This window comes from Serratia sp. AS12 (assembly GCF_000214195.1).
GTDB classification, from domain to species: domain Bacteria; phylum Pseudomonadota; class Gammaproteobacteria; order Enterobacterales; family Enterobacteriaceae; genus Serratia; species Serratia plymuthica.
Window position 1 is genome coordinate 2,435,842 of sequence record NC_015566.1, and the last position, 18,812, is coordinate 2,454,653.

Below are 18,812 nucleotides of genomic sequence, written 5' to 3' on the forward strand. Positions count from 1 at the left end.
TCAGTTAATCCAGAAAATCGCCCAGGGCGTGGAAGAAACCGTCAAAGTCGTCCCACGGGATCATATGCCCGGCGTTTGCTACGTGCGCGAGGGTGATTTCCGGTTGTAACCTGCGGATCTCCACCTCGTCTTCCGGCAATATCACTCCGCCCAAGCCCGCGACCATCAGCAGCGTCGGCATGCTCAGGTCGGGATAATCGCGGTGGCTGTCTACCTGATGGAAATCTTCATAGGCACGTTGAATCGCCGGTTCATAGCAGGTGTGCAGCCATTCGGCGCGCAACTGCCGCTGCTCCTCACTCCAGGTCGGGCAGTAGGCGCGCATCTGCTCGACATCCATCCCCGATAGCGACTGGCGGATGGAATCGACGTACCACGGCCATTTACCGGGATAGTCGCGGCGGCCGGGGCCGGAAACCGGTGGATCGACCAGCACTAACCGGCGCACGCCGGCCGGTTGCAGCACCGCAGCGCGCAGGGCAAAACGCGCGCCCATGGAGTGGCCGATCAGCGAATAGCTGTCCAGCTTCAGCGCGGTGGCGAAAACGTTGACGTCCTGCGCGCAGGTTTCGGCGTCATAGGCCAACGCCGGGCCGCTGGAAGACAGACCGCGCCCGCGCACGTCCAGCACGTAGGTGTCGTATCTTTCACCCAGCCGTTCGGCGACGAACCCCCAGGTAATCGCCGGGCTGGTGATGCCGGGGATCAGGATCAGCGCGGGGCCCTGGCCACCGTAGCGCAGATAGTGCTGGCGAATGCCGTTGGCCTGCACGTTGGCGCCATACAGGAAGCGACTCATGCGGCGTTCTCCGATTTCAGCGCCTGCGCGTACAGGTCATAGCCGTACACCCAGGCAGGATCTTCCTGAGTGCGCAGGAAAGTATTGGCGTTGGACACTGCCTGCACGCGGGAGGCGCGCTCTTTGCGGTTGGCTTCATACAGTTGGAAGGCGGTGCGGTAGTCGGTCAGGCCGGTTTCCTGCAGGCAGCGCGCCAGCATGGCGGCATCTTCGATCGCCATCGCCGCACCCTGCGCCATATGCGGTTTCATGGGGTGGCAGGCGTCGCCGAGCAACACCATGCGGCCTTCGCTCCACAGCGGCAGCGGTTTGCGGTTCAGCAGCGGCCATTTGGTGACCTGCTCGCTGGACTCGATCAGCGCTTGCACGATCGGGTGATAACCGGCGAAGGTTTCGTACATTTCTTCGCGGCTGCTGTCGATGAAGCTGCCCTGGAAATCCCACGCCGGGTGGGGTACGCCGCTGACGTAATAGTATTCGTCGCGTTTTTGCGTGGTGTAATAGACCATCAGATGGCGATCCGCCGACCACCACTTCACGCAGTCTTCGAAGCTCAAATTGTATTTGGCCAGTTTCTCACCGCGGATCAGCGCACGGTGGGCCACCCAGCCGCTGTAGGTTGGCGCTTCGACGCCCAACAAGTGTTCGCGAATGCGTGAATTGATGCCGTCGGCGCCAATCACGATATCGGCGGTGGCGCTGGTGCCGTCGGCGAAATTCAACACCACGTCGTCGCCGCGATCCTCAATCTTGCTCAGGCATTTGCCAAAGTGCACGCTGCCCGGTTGCAGAGCGGCCATCTGCAACGCCTGCAAATCGCCACGATGCACGGTAACGTATGCCGCGCCGTACTCTTTGCGGGCAAATGACCCCAATTCAATGCGCGACAGATAATCACCGCTTTCGGCATCGCGGCTGAACCAGAAATCCGGGTGCGAAGCCATTTGCTCCAGCGGCTGTTCGATGCCGAGGCGGCGGAAAATCTTCAGTACGTTCGGTCCCATATGGATACCGGCACCGAGGCGTGAAAACACCGGGCTTTGCTCATACAAATCGACGGTAAAGCCGGTTTTTTGCAGCAGACCGGCGGCGGCGGCGCCACCCAGGCCTGCGCCGACCACGGCAATGCGCTGTTGTTTGCTCATCATTTTTCCCCTGACTGTTGGTCTTTTTAGGCGTTGTCCGCAGCAATGCCGGACGAGTAATTTATAGTGTATACGCTAAATATAGCAAAGTTGCATAAGTGTTAATTTAGATCTCGCTCACGCTAATGGGCAGCAACTTGCTGGTAAACTCATGTTAATCACAGCCTGTTATGGGCATGAAATAGGATTTACTTATGGGTGGTGTTAGCGACTTGCTTCCCATTGAATTTTGGGCTTAGATAATTAAAAGAGTGTGTTCACTTTAATTTCTGCAAAATAACCTCGCTGGCGCCGAGTGCGTCGGTCATTCATTAGCGAAACAGGAGATACGCCATGGCGGTCAATGAGAGTCAGCTGGTGCAACTGTTCGAGCAGGTGCTTACGTTGTCGAAAGTGGATGTTTCGCAGAGCGTAGCCATCCTGAAAAGCCACTATTCCGATGCGCGTACGGTACGCGCCGCCACCGATGCCGCGCTGCGGTTGGGGGCCAAGGTGTATGCGGTGGAGCTCCCCTCGTTCAACCATCCGCGGGCTATGGGCAATGACATGACCGCCTACTGCGGCGATACGGCGCTGACCGGCAACCCTGCCGCGCAGCGTGCGCTGGAGGCCGCCGATTTGATCGTCGACACCATGATGTTGCTGCACTCGCCGGAGCAGGAGCAAATATTGAAAACCGGCACGCGCATTCTTTTGGCGGTGGAGCCGCCGGAGGTATTGGCACGGATGTTGCCTACCTCAGAGGACAAGGCGCGGGTGTTGGCGGCGGCGGCGGTGCTGGAGAAAGCGACGCTGATGCGGGTGACATCCGCTGCCGGCAGCGATTTTCGCGCACCCTTGGGGCAATACCCGACGGTGACCGAATACGGTTATGCCGACGAGCCGGGGCGTTGGGATCACTGGCCGAGCGGTTTTCTGTTTACCTGGCCGAATGAAGAGCAGGCGGAGGGAGTGCTGGTGCTGGACATCGGCGATATCCTGCTGCCGTTTAAAAGCTATGCCCGTGAACGCATTACGCTGGAGATTGAAAAAGGCTTCGTGACGCGTATTCACGGCGGTTTCGAGGCGGAATACCTGCGCGAATACATGAAGTATTTCAAGGATCCGGATGTGTACGGCATCTCGCATATCGGTTGGGGCCTGCAGCCGCGCGCCCAGTGGACGGCAATGGGCCTGCACGACAAAAACGACGGCATGTGTATGGATGCGCGCGCATTTTACGGCAACTTCCTGTTCTCCACCGGGCCGAATACCGAAGTCGGCGGCACGCGAAAAACGCCGTGCCACATGGATATTGCGCTGCGTCGCTGCGACATCAGCCTGGATGGCCAGACGGTCGTGGCTGAAGGGGAAGTGGTCGCGCCGGAGGCATCGCGGGTGCGCCAGGGTTAACCGTTGCTGTTAACCGCGGGGGTTTGTACTATTCTCGGTAGTTTCCATAGATGGTGAGAGTAACGCAATGATGCCCCCCGAAGACTCGGCCGCCGATGACGGCAAAGCCGAAAACTATCATTTTACTGAACAAGTCGGGCACCTGCTGCGCAAGGTTTATCAACGTCACGTGGCGATATTCCAGCAGAACGTCGGCGATTCGCAACTGACCGCCGTACAGTTTATTACCCTGTGCGCGGTGCGCGACATGGGGCCTAGCTCATTGACCGAGCTGGTGCAGGTGACGGCGGTCGATCAGGCCACCATTCGCGGCATCGTCGAGCGCCTCAAGGCGCGTGAGTTGATCACCGTCATGCCGGATCCGATAGACCGACGCAAAGTGGTGGTCGGGTTGACCGACACCGGCGCTGCGCTGTTGGCGGCAACGGTGCCGCATGCGGCGAAGATCACGGAATTAACCTTCGGCACGCTCAATCCGGCCGAACGTGTAGCCTTGATGTTCCTGCTCAATAAAATGCTGGAAGACCAGCCGCCAGGCTAATTCGCTCCCCGTAACTGCGGTTGTCCGGTGAGTGGCCTGCGGCGAGGTCACGGCCCACAATACATACCCTATAGCTTTCAAGTTGCAGCCAGGCGCCCAGCTTGCTCATCCCCAGGAGCTTACTCCGGTAAGTGACTGGGGTGCGCAAGTGCAGGTAACAACGTTGCGGCTTGAAAGATGACGGGTATAACCGGAACGCAGGCGGAGACGCGAGAATGGCGATATCTGAAGTGCCGACGTCCAGGGAGGGGGCGGTAAAAATGCTGACGGAGCACCCGCTGCTGCTGTCGGTGAACGGAAAAAGTATTCATACCCAGGTCATGACGGATACGCCGCTGCTGTTGGTGTTGCGTAACGATCTGGCGCTAAACGGCCCGAAATACGGCTGTGGCCTCGGCGAATGCGGCGCTTGCACCGTGCTGGTTGACGGCATTGCCGCACGTTCCTGCGTGATCCCTGCGCTGGGCGTGGCCGATAGGGCGATCACCACGCTGGAAGGGCTGGGGGATCGTGATCACCTGCACCCGGTGCAGCGCGCCTTTATTGAAGAGCAGGCCGCGCAGTGCGGTTATTGCCTCAACGGCATGATCATGACCACCAAAGCCCTGCTGGATCGCAACCCTTCGCCGAGCGACGGCGAAATCCGCCAGGCGCTGTCCGGCAATCTGTGCCGTTGCGGCACCCACATCGAAATCCTGCGTGCGGTTCAGCGCGCCATTATTCTCTGCCGCAGTGAGGAAAACCCGCATGTCTGACGCCCGTTTCTCATTGCCGAGCCAAGCCGAATTACTGCAACGTAACGGCACGCTACTGGTTATCGATCAGATCCAGCCGCCGCCGGGCCTGGTGCCGAAAGGCCAAACGCCTACCCTGAAGCCCAAGGAGCAGGGGCTGTTTATCGCCATTTGCGACAGCGGTGAGGTCTACGCCTTTAACGGCCATGTCGATCTCGGCACCGGAGTGCGCACCGCGCTGGGGCAGATCGTCGCCGAAGAACTGTATCTGCGGATGGAACAGGTCTGCATGGTGCTGGGCGATACCGAAAGTACGCCAAACCAGGGGGCGACCATCGCCAGCGCCACGCTGCAAATTTCCGCCGTGCCGCTGCGCAATGCGGCCGCCGAGGCACGGCGCTGGCTGCTGCAACAGGCGGCGCAGCGTTTTAACCGCACGGTAGATCAACTGACGTTGCGTGACGGCGCTATTGTCGATCCGCAAGGGCAGACGTTGACCTATGGCGAGCTGGTGGCGGGCGTGCATGTCGAGTTACCGATTTCCGGCGATGCGCCGCTCAAACCGCAGGCCGAATACCGGCTGGTAGGCACCAGCACTGCGCGGGTCGATATTCCGGCCAAGGCGACCGGCGAAACCACCTATGTGCACGACATGCGCCTGCCGAATATGCTGCATGGCCGGGTGGTCCGACCGCCGTACGCCGGTTATGACAGCGGTGAGTTCGTCGGCACCAGCCTGTTGGCGGTGGATGAGCAGTCGATCGCCGCTATTCCCGGCATCGTCAAGCTGGTGGTGATCGGGGACTTTATCGGCATCGTCGCCGAGCGCGAGGAGCAGGCGATCAAGGCGGCGCAGGCGCTGCAGGTGAGCTGGAAGGATTGGCGGCGCAACCTGCCGCAGATGACCGACGTGGCGCAGGCACTGCGCGATAATCCGCATTCGACGCGGGTAGTGCATGACACCGGCAACGTCGATGCGGCGCTGGCGTCCGCCGATCGGCGTTTCACCCGCACCTATCTGTGGCCGTACCAGTTGCATGCCTCTATCGGCCCCTCTTGCGCACTGGCGGATTATCAGCCGCAGCAACTGCGGGTCTGGTCCGGCACTCAAAATCCGCACCTGCTGCGCGCCGACCTCGCCTGGCTGCTGGAATACCCGGAAGCGCAGATTGACATTATCCGCATGGAGGCCGCCGGTTGTTATGGCCGCAACTGCGCCGACGACGTGTGCGCCGATGCGGCGTTATTGTCGCGGGCGGTGGGCCGCCCGGTGCGGGTACAATTGACGCGCGAGCAGGAACACCTGTGGGAACCGAAGGGCACTGCACAGTTGATGGAGGTCGATGGCGGGCTGGACGTCGCAGGCCATCCCGTCGCCTATGACTTTCGCACCTATTACCCCTCAAATGGCGCGCCGACGCTGGCGCTGCTGCTGACCGGCAGGGTTGAACCCGTGCCTGTGGCTTATGAAATGGGCGACCGCACCTCGGTGCCGCCTTATGAATACCCGGCGCTGCGCGTCAGCATTGAGGATATGGCGCCAATCGTACGCGCCTCCTGGATGCGCGGCGTGTCGGCGTTGCCGAATACCTTCGCGCACGAGTCTTATATCGACGAACTGGCTAACGCCGCCGGCGTCGATCCGCTGGAGTACCGGTTGCGCTACATCAACGATGAGCGTGCCACCGACCTGATGCGCAGCACCGCTGAACGCGCCGGCTGGACGCCGCATACCGAACCGATGCAGACACCGGCGGAAGACGGCGTGCTGCGCGGGCGCGGTTTCGCTTATGCGCGCTATATACACAGCAAGTTTCCCGGCTTTGGCGCCGCCTGGGCGGCCTGGGTCGCCGACGTGGCGATCGACAAGGCCAGCGGCGAAGTGGCGGTCACGCGCATTGTGGTGGGGCACGACGCCGGCATGATGGTCAATCCGGACGGGGTGCGTCACCAGATCCACGGCAACGTCATCCAGTCGACCAGCCGGGTATTGAAAGAGCGCGTCACCTTCGAAGAATCGACGATTTCCAGCAAGGAATGGGGCGCTTACCCGATATTGACCTTCCCGGAGGTGCCGGAGGTCGACGTGGTGATGATGCCGAGACCGTACGATCCGCCGCTGGGCGCCGGTGAGTCCGCTTCGGTACCCAGCGCGGCGGCCATCGCCAACGCGGTGTTTGACGCCACCGGCATTCGCTTTCGCGAATTGCCGATCACCTCCGATCGGCTGCGCGAGGCGTTGAACGGTCCGGATAGTGCCCGGCAGGAGCCTGCGCCGACGGCCAAACCCCGGCGCAGCAAATGGTGGTTCGGCGGCGCGGCCGGTATTGTCGGCGCCCTGTTGGGCGTCGCGGCTACGGCATTGCCGTGGCGTACGGCGATTGCACCTGTTGCCACGCCGGGCGCAGGCACCTGGTCGGCCGCGACCCTGGAACGTGGGCGTCAGTTGGCCGCCGTCGGGGATTGCGCGGTCTGCCATACCTCCTCAGAAGGCGCTACCAACGCCGGAGGCCTGGCGATGGAAACTCCGTTCGGTACCCTGTACAGCACCAATATCACCCCGGATGTGGCAACTGGCATCGGCAACTGGTCGTTTACCGCGTTCGACCGCGCGATGCGCCAGGGCATCAGCCGCGACGGTCGCCATCTGTATCCGGCGTTTCCTTATACGTCGTTCAGCAAAATGACCGACGGCGACATGCAAGCGCTGTATGCCTACATGATGTCGCAACCGGCGGTTACGCAAAGCAACCCGGCTAACCAAATGCGTTTCCCGTTTAATCTGCGCCCGCTGATGGCCGGCTGGAATGCGCTGTTTCTACGCCAGGGCGAGTACCAGCCAGACCCTACGCAAACGGCGCAGTGGAATCGCGGATCTTATCTGGTCAACGGGTTGGGCCACTGCGCCGCCTGCCATTCGCCGCGTAACCTGATGGGGGCGGAAAAGGGCGGCGCCGGTTTCCTGGCAGGGGCGATGGTGGACGGCTGGGAAGCGCCGGCGTTGAACCAACTGGCCAATGCGGAAAAACCCTGGAGCGAAGAACAGCTATTCCGGTATCTGAGCAGCGGTCATTCCGCCGAACACGGCGTGGCGGCCGGGCCGATGGGGCCGGTGGTCAGCGAACTGGCTACGCTGCCGGAGTCGGACGTGCGGGCGATGGCCGGCTATCTTATCTCCCTGAGCACCCCGACAACGTTAAACGTGGAGCCGCAGGTACAGCTAGCCGGAAGTCTGCAATCTGCGCAGGCGAGACAGGCCGGCGAACGTCTGTTCCAGGGCGCTTGCCAGGCTTGCCATAGTGCCGCCAGCGGTGGCCCGCAGCTGTTTGGCGTCAGTCTCGATTTGGCCAATAACACCAATATTTTCAGCGATCGGCCGGACAACCTGATAAAAGTGATCCTGCAAGGTATTGCCAAACCGGCCACCGCCGATCTGGGCTTTATGCCGGGCTTCAAGGACAGCTTCTCCGATCGGCAGGTGGCGGATCTGGTGAATTACCTGCGTCAACGCTATGCCGGGCAAAAACCGGCATGGCGAGAGGTAGAAGCTCAGGTAGCCAGGCTGCGCGCCAATCCGGGCAGCCATTAGCGGCGTTATGGCCGCTGCAGGAGCGCTACCCGCCGTTGCAACGGCAACGGCGCCAGCTTGCGCGCCGCCATTGCCGCCCGCCGCTGTTTCGCCGTCTTTTCTTTATCGGGTTATTAATCCTGAATATTGAGATTGTTTGGCGTTCAGTTACATAAGTCGAATCGCTTTCCGTGATGACTTCAGTTTTTATCTTGGTTGTTCATTTAATTAATTGGGGTGGTTTTTTAGTTGTTGATGTTAAGTGAAAGTATAAACAATATTTTGATGATTTAATTAAGTTATACCTTTAATTGATGTGGCGTTATTTTTTTATGCCTTTGTTTATTGTTGACTTGGTTGTTTTTTGTGTTTATATAATTAGCAGGCGGATTAGATATGTGGCTTGTAAAAAACATCATAAATGGCGTTGGCGGGATTTATGGAAATATTAACAAAATCAGAAATAGATATGATTGGCGGCGGTGGTGAAAGCAGCGCGGATACCCACAGTAAAAAGGGCTGCTACGGCAACGGAACATCGACTAACTAGGGTGGACAGGCTAACGGTTTCGTGCCCAATTCATCCCCCGGAATAAGCTCTGAATGCGCATGGGCTCTAGGCCTTACTGCATTTGGCGGCGGTGTTGGCGGGGCTATTGCCGGCAGTGCCCGTGCGATTGCGGGCGGGCTAGTCTCAGGCTCAATCGGCGGCTTGTCTTCCTGTATCGGCAATGGCGGCGGAAAAGGGACGCAGAACGCATCGGAAAAAAGGTCTGGTAGTTATAATGGTGGAACCTGCCGTTGGTAATTTTATCCTAAACGGTAATTTTTAATGCAATATAGTCTGCGTGGTTGAGTTATATTGTTTTTGGTGGGGTTAATCGTTGAAAAGCAAAGGCGTGGTGATTTTTGTTGGCATATTTCTCGTCTTTTCATTGTCTCATGATTTATTCAGAACTGTGGGGCTGAGCCAGTCTGGCGGCTGGTTTAATATCGATATCCCTGATGGGTTGGCGAAATGTATTATTATTTTCTGCGTGCCGGTGGGCATGATTGCTACAATAAAATGCCTTTATATTGCGCTACATTGGTGTATCCGCATGGGGAAAAGTGCGGGGAAAGGAAAATAACCGCCGGTTTATAAACGGGCCTTAAGGTGTAATCCCCATGACAGGACGTCCGCCCCAGCTGTATCGAGAGGGTTATTTCGCCGCGCAGGCGACAAAGGCAGAGGGCGAAGTCATTATTCCGCCCAGCCTCGGTTTAACCACCTATGCCTGGGCCAGCGGTGCGCTGGTGCTGGCTATCCTGCTATTTCTGATGCTGGGCGAATATACCCGTAAAGCGCGGCTGGAAGGCGTGGTAATGCCCTCCAGCGGGTTGATCAAAGTGGTTGCCCGCAACGCCGGGCAGGTCACTGAACGCCTGGTGGCTGAAGGAGAGAAGGTTAAGGCCGGCCAGCCGCTTTATCGGCTCAGCGGCGAGCATTTCAACGGAAAGGGCGTTGGCGCACTGGCGTCGGTGGCTGCGTCACTGGATCAGCAATACCGCATGCTGGAGCACCAGCGCGAACAAGAACAGGTGACCAGCACCCTGCGGCAAACCGGCGTGCGGCAACGCATCGCACAGTTGGATGACGAACTGACCAGTGCAGGCTCCGCCTTGGTGCTGGCTCAACAGCAGGAAACGTTGTCACATTCGGTGATGGCGCGTTACCGCAAGCTGATAGCCAAAGGCTATGTGTCCGAAATTGAATTCCAGCAAAAGCAAATGGAACTGTCGACGGCGCGTGAAAAAGTCGAAAGCCAACGGCAGGCTCAGTTGAGGTTAAAGCGTGAATGGGCGGCTGCGGGCTCGGAGCTGCAAACCTTGCAGCAACAGCAGCAAGGGCGGGATGCGGAGCTGGAACGTCAGTTGCAGAGCATCGATCAGCAAAAAATAGAGCTCAACGCCCAGCGCGAGACTACGCTGACGGCGCCGGTCGATGGCCACATCGCCGTGGTGCTGGCGCGTGCCGGGCAGACGGTGAAACCCAACGATCCTTTGTTGATGATGGTGGCGGACGGGGCGCAGTTGCAGGTAGAGCTTTTTGCCCCGAGCAAGGCGGTGGGCTTTATCAAACCCAGCCAACGCGTCGGCCTGCGTTTTGCCTCGTTCCCCTATGAAAAGTTTGGCGTGCAATACGGTTCTACCCGCGCCATCACGCATGCCAGCCTCAGCGCCGGCGACGCGATGTTGCAAAATCCGCTGGTCTGGAAGGAAAACGAAGGGCATTACCGTGTGATCGTGGCGCTGGATAAAACCACCATTACGGCTTATGGCCGGCAGGAACCGCTGCGCGTCGGCATGGCGGTGTCCGCGGACATTGAGCTGGACAGCCGCCGTCTGTACGAATGGTTGCTGGAGCCGTTATGGAGCCTGCAAGGGAGGATGTAAGCATGGACGTAACAGAGATGATTAACTGGGGCTGGCGAAAGCGTCTGCCGCTGATCCGCCAAACCGAATTGGCGGAGTGCGGGGTGGCCTGTCTGGCGATGATCGCCGGTTGGCATGGTCACCGGGTCGATATGCGAACGCTGCGCGCGGAATGTCATGTCTCGCAGCTTGGCATGACGTTTTCGCAGCTGATGGCGTGCGCCGAAGGCTTGAATTTAAGCGGCCGCGTCATTCGGCTGGAGCTGGATGAACTGCACCTGCTGGCCGTGCCCTGCATTTTGTATTGGGACATGAATCATTTTACCGTTCTGCGGCGGGTGCGGGGGCAAACGCTGGAACTGCACGATCCGGCTCGCGGCCTGCTGAAAATGACGCTGCAAGAGGCGAACCGTCATTTTACCGGCATCGCGATGGAACTGACGCCTAACCACCGGTTTGAAACCCAGGATCGCCGGGAAAAGATCCGCCTGACAACCTTGATTGGCAAAACGCACGGCCTGAAGCCTGCGCTGGCCAGGATCTTTTGCTTCGCCGTGGCGCTGGAGGTGTTGGCGCTGCTCGGCCCGCTGATAAACCAACTGGTGATTGATGAGGTGTTGGTGGCGTTGGACGCCAACCTGCTGACGCTTGTCGTCATCGCCATGTTGCTGATGGGCAGTACGCAGATGCTGCTGGAGTTGGCGCGGCAGTGGGCGACGCTGACCATGGCGGTCAACTTCAACATGCAGTGGACCGCCAACGTGTTTCACCATCTGCTGCGCCTGCCGATCGGCTGGTTCGAGGCACGCAACATGGGGGATATCAGCGCCAAGTTCGATGCCGTCGACACCATACAGGACACCCTGACCACTACGCTGCTCGAAGCCTTTTTGGACGTGCTGTTGGTGGTGGGTACGCTGACCATGATGTTTTTCTACAGCGCAAAATTAACCCTGGTGGCCTTGGCCGCCGCCGCCGTTTACGGCCTGCTGCGCCTGTGTTGGTTCAGCACGCTGCGGAAAGCGGCGCAGGACAGCTGGAATGCCGGCACCGAGGAGTCCAGCCATTTTCTGGAAAGCCTGCGCGGCGTGTTAAGCCTGCGGGTGAATGGCGCGCTGATGCCGCGGGAATCTGCCTGGCGCAACCTGAACGTCGCCCGGCGCAATGCCCAACTGCGCGAAAGCAAACTGATGATGGTGTACGGCATCATGCAGACCGTTATCGGCAGCGTGGTTGCGGCGGCGGTGCTGTGGCTGGGTGCCGGTTCGGTGCTGGCCGGCGAGTTCTCGGTGGGGATGCTGGTGGCCTATATGTCTTTTCAGGGGCGATTTTCGGCCAGCATTAACGGGTTGATAGACAAAGTGGTCGCCTACCGAATGCTGGACGTTTACAACGAACGGCTGGCCGATATCGTGCTGACCCCACGTGAAGGCGCGACGGCGTTACAGGCCGGCAACAAGGGCTCTGCGTACCCGGCAGGCGATTGGCCTCCCGATTTGCCGGTTCTGAGCCTGGAACAGGTCAGCTTTAAATACGCCGGGACCGAACGGGAGATCCTGTCGCAAGTCTCGCTGGATATTATGCCCGGCGAGGTGGTGGCGTTGGTGGGGGCGTCCGGCAGCGGCAAAACCACCTTGGCCAAGCTGGTACTGGGATTATATCCGCCGTCTGCCGGGGTGATACGCACGTTGGGGGTTGAACACCGGCGCGCCGATTATCAACGGACTCGCCAGCATATCGGTGCGGTGCTGCAGGAAGACCAGCTGTTTCGCGGTTCCATTGCCGACAACATTACGTTTTTCTCGCCGAAAATGGACAGCGACAAGCTTGGCGAGTGCGCCAGGCTGGCGCAGTTGGATAGGGACATTGAACAATTGCCGATGGGTTACCAGACGTTAATCAGTGAAATGGGCGGGACCTTGTCTTCCGGACAGAAACAGCGATTGCTGCTGGCGCGGGCGCTGTATAAAGAGCCGAAGCTGTTGATTCTGGATGAGGCGACCAGCCATTTGGACGTCGCCAACGAAATGTTGGTCAGCCGCACCTTGCGCCGGCTTGGCCTGCCGATTTTACTGATCGCGCATCGCCCGGAAACTATCGCCTCGGCGGACAGGGTCATTGAACTGACGGCGGGGCGCATCCGCACGCTGGGACTTTGAGGATTGCCCCTTCTCCTGGCCGGAGAGGGGGCGGCGGATCAGGCCAGCGGCCCGCCCAGGATGGTTTCCTTCATGCCGGAGAGAATGCGCTCGCCGGTTTCAGTTTTCAGCTCTTCGTACCAACTGCGGGTGATCTCCATCTCTTTGCCGTGCGTCACGTCACAACGCTTGCGCGCTTTCAGCACCAGATCCTTCACCCGGTAGCTGCGTTTCTCCTGATAACGAAGCAGCGCGTCTTCAATCCCCAACGAATTGGTCTGCAGCGCAATCGCCAGCACCACCGCGTCTTCCATCGCCGCACAGCCGCCCTGGCCGATATCCGGCGTGGTGCTGTGTCCGGCGTCGCCCAGCAAGGCTACGCGGCCGCGTACCAACTGTTCGAAAGGCTCGATATCGTGAATTTCAATGCGGTTGACGGTGTCAGGATCGAGCGCGGCAATCAGTTTCTGCACCGGTTCGGCCCAGCCGGCGAAGTAGCGCTGCAGATCGGCGCGCACCGTGCTGCGGTCTTCCGCCAGCCCGGTCGGCAACGGAACGTCGAAGAAAAAGTAGAAACGGTTGCCGGAGACCGGCATCAGCGAAACCCGCTTGCCTTCGCCGACAAAGGTGGTCCACTGATCGGCCGGCGCGATGGATTCATCAATCGCCACCAACCCGTTCCAGTTGACGTAACCGGCATAGCGGCGATCCACCCCATGCCCGAGCACGTAAGGGCGGATAGCCGAATGGGTGCCGTCGGCGGCGATCAGGAAATCGCCGCTGGCCTGGCTGCCGTCCTCGAACCAGGCGGTGACGCCGTCTTGGGTCTCTTCAAGGCCGTTGACGCGCTTGCCAAAGCTAACATTGTCACGGCCGTAGGTCTCCAGCAGCATGGCCTGAAGTTCGGCGCGGGCCACCGGATAAGGACGTTCGCCGACACTGGCGATCAACGGGTCCAGGCTGAAACGCGTCAGGGTCTGGCCGTGCAGATATTCCTGATAGGCCATGTAGTGCATCGGGCCGCCGAGCCGGCGCAGGGATTCTTTCATCCCCAAATAGTTGAGGCACTTAACGCCGTTCGGCCAGATGGAAATCGCCGCGCCAACCGGCTTGATCTCTTTAACCGCTTCAAAAACCTCGGCCTCGATCCCGCAGCGCTTCAATGCGATGGCGGCGCACAACCCACCGATACCGCCGCCTATGATGATTGCTTTCATGTTCTTCTCCTTTGTCGCCATAACAGGGAGAAGCAATTTCCGTACCAGTCCGCGAAGGGGGCGGTGAGCGGGGTGGCGGAGGAACGATGATGCAAATTGGTGCGCCGATGTGCCATGGCGGGGCATGAACCTGCCCTGTGTTGATCTGGCATCTGTCTGCAAGAGTGGCTTAGGGCCTTAACATATCCGCCTGCTTGCCATATTGGGCTGCCGAGCGGGGCCGGGCGCGCTGAAACCCTTTGCATGCCCGGCAGAAGCCGAAAAAGAATATTTTCTCGCCGGCTTCGGCTTTCAATTTACGGGATGTCGCATTGCGCGATATGCTGTTTTACAAACGGACTGCGCCTGACGAGGTCACTATGACAGACAGCCAAGTCTTTGAACGACAGAGCCTGGATAATCTGCTGAACTACTGGCGGCGCCACCGTCGTCTGCCGGGGGCGCGTTATTTGCCCGGGCCGACGGACAGTCTTTGCGACGTGAGCGGCGTCAGCGTGGGGCATCACACGCTGGACAACGGCGAGTGCCAGACCGGCGTGACCGCCATTATGCCGCCGGGCGACCTGTTCAATCAGCCGTTGCCCTGCGGTAGCGCGGTGTTGAACGGCTTCGCCAAACCGCTCGGCCTGGTGCAGCTCAACGAGCTGGGGGTGCTGCAAACGCCGATCCTGCTGAGCAACACCTTCGCCGTCGGCACCTTATTCAACGCCATGGTGCGGCGCAGCTGCCGGCGTTACCCGCAGATCGGTCGCGACAGCGCCACCATCAATCCCGTAGTACTGGAATGTAACGACGGTTATCTCAACGATATTCAGGCGATGCCGGTGCTCGAAGAGCACGTGTTCAGCGCGCTGGACAATCACGGGATCGGCTTCGCGCGCGGCAGCGTCGGCGCCGGGCGCGGCATGAGCAGTTTCGGCCTGAAAGGTGGCATCGGCACCGCTTCGCGCTATTGCCCCGGTCTGGGGGCCACCTTGGGCGTGTTGGTGCTGGCCAACTTTGGCACGCTGGAGTCCCTCACGCTGAGCGGCGTGCGCGTCGGGCCGGCATTGGCTGCGCAATTGGCGGACCCGCCGCCGCAGGTAGAGGCCGGTTCGGTCATCATCATTATCGCCTGCGACCGGGTGCTGGACAGCCGGCAACTCAGCCGCATCGCCAAACGCGCCGGGGCTGGGCTGGGGCGCGTGGGCAGCCACTGGGGGCACGGTTCCGGCGATATCGCTCTGGCGTTCTCCACCCGTCTGCAGGGCACCGCGTTGCCGGATGAACGGCTGGAACCGCTGTTCGCCGCGGCGGCGGACGCCACTGAATACGCGGTGCTGGACGCCTTGCTGAGCGCCGAGGGCGTCAGCGGCTTCCACCAGCGTTCACGCGTTGCGCTTGGGCCCCTGCTCGATCGCTTGGCGAATTAGCCGATGGTCGCCGATCGGGTAGTTACAGGCGTTCGCGCTGGGTTAACTGGATGGCCAGATTTTCAATGCGTTCGGCCATCTGTTTGGTCAGGGTGGTTAATTCGGTGTTTTGTTTCAACAGCACCAGCAGCTGTTCGGATTGCTGTTCGACGAGGGTTTGCCGCTGCGCCATCGCCTCATCCAAATCTTCCCGGTGCTGCGCGTCGGCCAGCGCATGCGCCTGGTCACGTTCGGTCTGGCGGGTTTGAGCCAGCAGGATCAAGGGCGCGGCATAAGCGGCCTGCAGGCTGAACGCCAGGTTCAGCAGGATGAAAGGGTAAGGGTCAAACTTGGCGAAGCCCGCCTGGTTGAGGTAGATCCAGACGCCAACCAGCAGCGTTTGCCCCATCAAAAAGGTCGGGGTGCCGAAGAAACGGGCGAAAGCCTCGGCCTTCAAAGCAAACCACCGATCGCCAAAAGTATGGTTTAGCCCATGTAATGGACGATATAAACGAAATCTCTTGTTTTGCGACATAGTCTTAATGCCCATAGATGTACCGGTAAGATCTTTTTTATAGCACAGGTGCGCTTTCTTGCCTCAGCGGGATACAGAGCACGATCCCACAACAGAAAATGCTCGCCTCACATCAGGCTGGCTGAATAATAGGCTACGCTAATTATTGTTCTGTTGTTCTACATCCCGTCAGGGACGCAGCCGACATTTCACATAAAAAAAACGATCTCATCGCAAGGAATCATCCTGAGCGACATTTTGGAGCTATGAGCAATGACAATATCGCAAGTTCCGCTTACGCGGCGGCGGTTTATCGTCGGCGCAGGCGCGCTGGTGATTGGCGCCTATCTGCCGTCTACCGGCGCACTGGCACGCACCACTCCCGTCACGGCGCCAGAAAGCAACGCTTTTGAAGCCAACGCCTTCGTACAGATCGGCGAAGACGGCATCGTCACCGTCATCAGCAAACACACCGAAGTGGGCCAGGGTGTCTATACCGGTATGGCGACGCTGGTCGCAGAGGAACTGGACGCAGACTGGGCGCAGGTGCGCGTAGTTGCCGCCCCGGTGGACACCAGCGTCTACAAAAACCTGTCATTCGGTTTCCAGGGGACCGGCGGTTCCAGTTCGGTGGCCAACGCCTATGATCAAATGCGGCGCATGGGTGCCATGGCGCGGGCGCTGCTGGTTCAGGCCGCCGCTCAGAGCTGGAAAACTTCAGCGCAGGAGATCACCGTACAGGCAGGCAAAATCAGTCACGCCGCCAGCGGCCGCGAAGCGGGCTTCGGCGAGTTCGCCGCATTGGCCGCTAAACTGCCTCCGCCGGATCCCGCAGGATTGACGTTGAAGGACCCGGCCAATTTTACCTTGATCGGCAAAGTGAGCGGCCTGCACCGCGTGGATTCGCTGGCGAAGACCAACGGCAGCGCGCAGTTCACGCAGGACATTCATGAGCCGGACATGTTGACCGTCACCCTGAAAAAATCGCCGCGCTTTGGCGGCAAAGTGGCGTCGTTTGACGCCAGCCGGGCGCTGCAGGTGCCCGGCGTGGTGGATGTGAAGCAGACCGACACCGGCGTAGCGGTCTACGCCAAAAATACCTGGGCGGCAATCCAGGGCCGCGAAAAATTGCAGGTAGAGTGGGACGATTCCCAGGCTGAAAGGCGCAATACCGAGCAAATTTTTGCCGAATTCCGCCAGGTGGCGCAAAAAACCGGCGCGGTGGCGACCAGCCGCGGCAAGCCAGACGAGGTTTTCGACAAGGCCGACAAGGTGATCGAAGCGGAATATACCTTCCCCTACGTGGCCCATGCGCCGATGGAGCCGCTCGACGGCTATCTGTTCTGGGACGGCGAAAGCGTCAAGGCACGCTACGGCTGCCAGATCCAAACTCTTGATCATAAACAGCTGTGCGATCTGTTCCAGCTACCGCCGGAAAAAGTGCAAATCGAAACCATTCTGGCGGGGGGCAGTTTCGGCCGACGCATCGATCTGGGCAACCCAGCACTGGGGCCGGATCTGGCGGCGGATATGGCCGCTGCCGCCAAGGCTATCGGGCCCGGTCATGGCGTGAAGGTGGTGTGGACGCGTGAGGACGACATCCGCAACGGTTGGTATCGCCCGATGATCTTGCACCGGCTGCGCGGGGCGATCCGGGGCGGCAAGGTGGTGGGCTGGACCGACACCGTCGTCGGCCACTCCTGGACGCTTAACAGCGCCATGACGGCGCTGGTGGTCAACGGCGTCGATCAGATGATGATCGAAGGCGCCAGCGAGCTGCCTTATACCTTCGAAAGTTTCCGTTGCGATGCCCATATCGTGCCGGGCAAGGTGCCGACCTCCTCGCTAAGATCGGTCGCCAGCACCCACACCGGCCATGCGGTGGAAAGCTTTATCGATCAGTTGCTGCAGGAAACCGGGCAGGATCCGGTGGAAGGGCGGCTGGCGCTGATGGGGGATGCACCGCGCGAAGCCGGGGTGTTGCGAGCGGTGGCGAAAGCCGCCAACTGGCAGGGAGCGAAGGTGGTGGATGGCCGGGCGCGCGGCGTTGGCGTCGCCAAGGCGTTTGACACCCGGGTGGCGCAGATTGCCGAAGTGTCTATCGGCGAAGGCGGCATTCCACGTGTACACAAGGTGTGGTGCGCGGTGGATTGCGGTGTGGCGGTGAATCCTGACGTGATCCGCGCGCAGATTGAGGGCGGTATCGGTTACGGCCTGAGCATAGCGTTGTACGGCAACATCACTTTAAAAGACGGCCTGGTCGAACAATCCAACTTCAACAATTTCCGTCCGCTGCGCATTGACGAAATGCCGGAAATTGAGGTGATTATCGTGCCTTCAACCGAGAAGCCCACCGGCGTGGGCGAACTGGGCGTGCCGACCATCGGCCCGGCGGTCGGCAATGCGTTGGCGCTGCTCGGGCGGCCCCGTACCTCGCTTAGCCTGCCCTTACACCGTCCCAACAGCGACGCCAGCGTCCTTCCAAGGAAAACATCATGATTACTTTAACCGTTAACGACCAACCGCTGACGTTTGAGGGCGATACCCATATGCCGCTGCTGTGGTTTCTGCGCGATGAAGCCGGGCTGACCGGTACCAAATTTGGCTGCGGCATTGCCATGTGCGGCGCCTGTACCGTTCATCTGGACGGCGTGCCGGTACGATCCTGCATGACGCCGGTTTCGGCGGCGGTCGGCAAGAAAATCACCACCATCGAGGCCATCGGCGAAACGCCGGCGGGTAAAGCGGTTCAGGAGGCTTGGGTCAATCTGGACGTGGTGCAGTGCGGCTACTGCCAGTCCGGCCAGATCATGAGTGCCAGCGCGCTGCTGGCCCAGAGCAAAAATCCGAGCGATGCGGATATTGACGCGGCGATGGGCGGCAACGTTTGCCGCTGCGCTACTTACGTGCGCATTCGCGCCGCCATCCACCAGGCCGCCAAGGCGCTGGATTAAGGGA

General features: G+C 59.9%; 14 protein-coding genes. 10 read left to right on the forward strand and 4 right to left on the reverse strand.

Going from position 1 to position 18,812, the window contains the following annotated elements; translation table 11 throughout:
• Positions 1-4: 4 nt before the first annotated feature.
• Both SERAS12_RS11385 and SERAS12_RS11390 read right to left on the reverse strand, forming a co-directional pair.
• Positions 5-799: an alpha/beta fold hydrolase gene (locus SERAS12_RS11385; protein WP_013812793.1), complete on the reverse strand. Its 795-nt coding sequence runs from the start codon at positions 797-799 to the stop codon at positions 5-7.
• The gene (locus SERAS12_RS11390; RefSeq protein ID WP_013812794.1) at positions 796-1,947 is read right to left on the reverse strand and encodes an FAD-dependent monooxygenase; all 1,152 of its coding nucleotides are present in this window, start codon (positions 1,945-1,947) and stop codon (positions 796-798) included. The genes SERAS12_RS11385 and SERAS12_RS11390 overlap by 4 nt, the downstream gene beginning before the upstream one ends.
• A gap of 330 nt (positions 1,948-2,277) precedes the next feature.
• Here SERAS12_RS11390 and SERAS12_RS11395 point away from each other — a divergent pair, with 330 nt between their 5' ends.
• From SERAS12_RS11395 to SERAS12_RS11420, 7 genes are all read left to right on the forward strand, one after another.
• Positions 2,278-3,336 carry a 2,5-dihydroxypyridine 5,6-dioxygenase gene (locus SERAS12_RS11395; protein WP_013812795.1) on the forward strand — a complete coding sequence of 353 codons (1,059 nt, stop codon included), beginning with the start codon at positions 2,278-2,280 and terminating at the stop codon, positions 3,334-3,336.
• Between the two features lie 67 nt (positions 3,337-3,403).
• Entirely contained in the window at positions 3,404-3,877 is a 474-nt protein-coding gene (locus SERAS12_RS11400; RefSeq protein ID WP_013812796.1) for a MarR family winged helix-turn-helix transcriptional regulator, read from the forward strand.
• Positions 3,878-4,092: 215 nt separating this feature from the next.
• Positions 4,093-4,632, forward strand: a complete 540-nt coding sequence (locus SERAS12_RS11405) for a (2Fe-2S)-binding protein (RefSeq protein ID WP_013812797.1) — start codon at positions 4,093-4,095, stop codon at positions 4,630-4,632.
• Entirely contained in the window at positions 4,625-8,200 is a 3,576-nt protein-coding gene (locus SERAS12_RS11410) for a molybdopterin cofactor-binding domain-containing protein (protein ID WP_013812798.1), read from the forward strand. Before SERAS12_RS11405 ends, SERAS12_RS11410 begins: the two co-directional genes overlap by 8 nt.
• Positions 8,201-9,063: 863 nt before the next feature.
• Entirely contained in the window at positions 9,064-9,309 is a 246-nt protein-coding gene (locus tag SERAS12_RS25555) for a hypothetical protein (RefSeq protein WP_071880448.1), read from the forward strand.
• 37 nt (positions 9,310-9,346) lie between these two features.
• Positions 9,347-10,615 carry an HlyD family secretion protein gene (locus SERAS12_RS11415; protein WP_013812799.1) on the forward strand — a complete coding sequence of 423 codons (1,269 nt, stop codon included), beginning with the start codon at positions 9,347-9,349 and terminating at the stop codon, positions 10,613-10,615.
• A gap of 2 nt (positions 10,616-10,617) precedes the next feature.
• Positions 10,618-12,753: a peptidase domain-containing ABC transporter gene (locus SERAS12_RS11420; RefSeq protein WP_013812800.1), complete on the forward strand. Its 2,136-nt coding sequence runs from the start codon at positions 10,618-10,620 to the stop codon at positions 12,751-12,753.
• Between the two features lie 38 nt (positions 12,754-12,791).
• Here SERAS12_RS11420 and hpxO read toward each other — a convergent pair whose 3' ends face one another.
• Positions 12,792-13,949: an FAD-dependent urate hydroxylase HpxO gene (gene hpxO / locus SERAS12_RS11425; protein WP_013812801.1), complete on the reverse strand. Its 1,158-nt coding sequence runs from the start codon at positions 13,947-13,949 to the stop codon at positions 12,792-12,794.
• Positions 13,950-14,308: 359 nt separating this feature from the next.
• Between hpxO and SERAS12_RS11430 the strand changes: the two genes are divergently transcribed.
• Positions 14,309-15,361: a P1 family peptidase gene (locus tag SERAS12_RS11430; RefSeq protein WP_013812802.1), complete on the forward strand. Its 1,053-nt coding sequence runs from the start codon at positions 14,309-14,311 to the stop codon at positions 15,359-15,361.
• A 22-nt stretch (positions 15,362-15,383) separates the two neighbouring features.
• Here SERAS12_RS11430 and SERAS12_RS11435 read toward each other — a convergent pair whose 3' ends face one another.
• Positions 15,384-15,890: a DUF1003 domain-containing protein gene (locus tag SERAS12_RS11435; protein WP_013812803.1), complete on the reverse strand. Its 507-nt coding sequence runs from the start codon at positions 15,888-15,890 to the stop codon at positions 15,384-15,386.
• A 237-nt stretch (positions 15,891-16,127) separates the two neighbouring features.
• Here SERAS12_RS11435 and SERAS12_RS11440 point away from each other — a divergent pair, with 237 nt between their 5' ends.
• Complete coding sequence (locus SERAS12_RS11440) at positions 16,128-18,353, forward strand: molybdopterin cofactor-binding domain-containing protein (protein ID WP_013812804.1); 2,226 nt, start codon at positions 16,128-16,130, stop codon at positions 18,351-18,353.
• Positions 18,350-18,808: a (2Fe-2S)-binding protein gene (locus tag SERAS12_RS11445; RefSeq protein ID WP_004944127.1), complete on the forward strand. Its 459-nt coding sequence runs from the start codon at positions 18,350-18,352 to the stop codon at positions 18,806-18,808. Before SERAS12_RS11440 ends, SERAS12_RS11445 begins: the two co-directional genes overlap by 4 nt.
• Positions 18,809-18,812 lie beyond the last annotated feature (4 nt).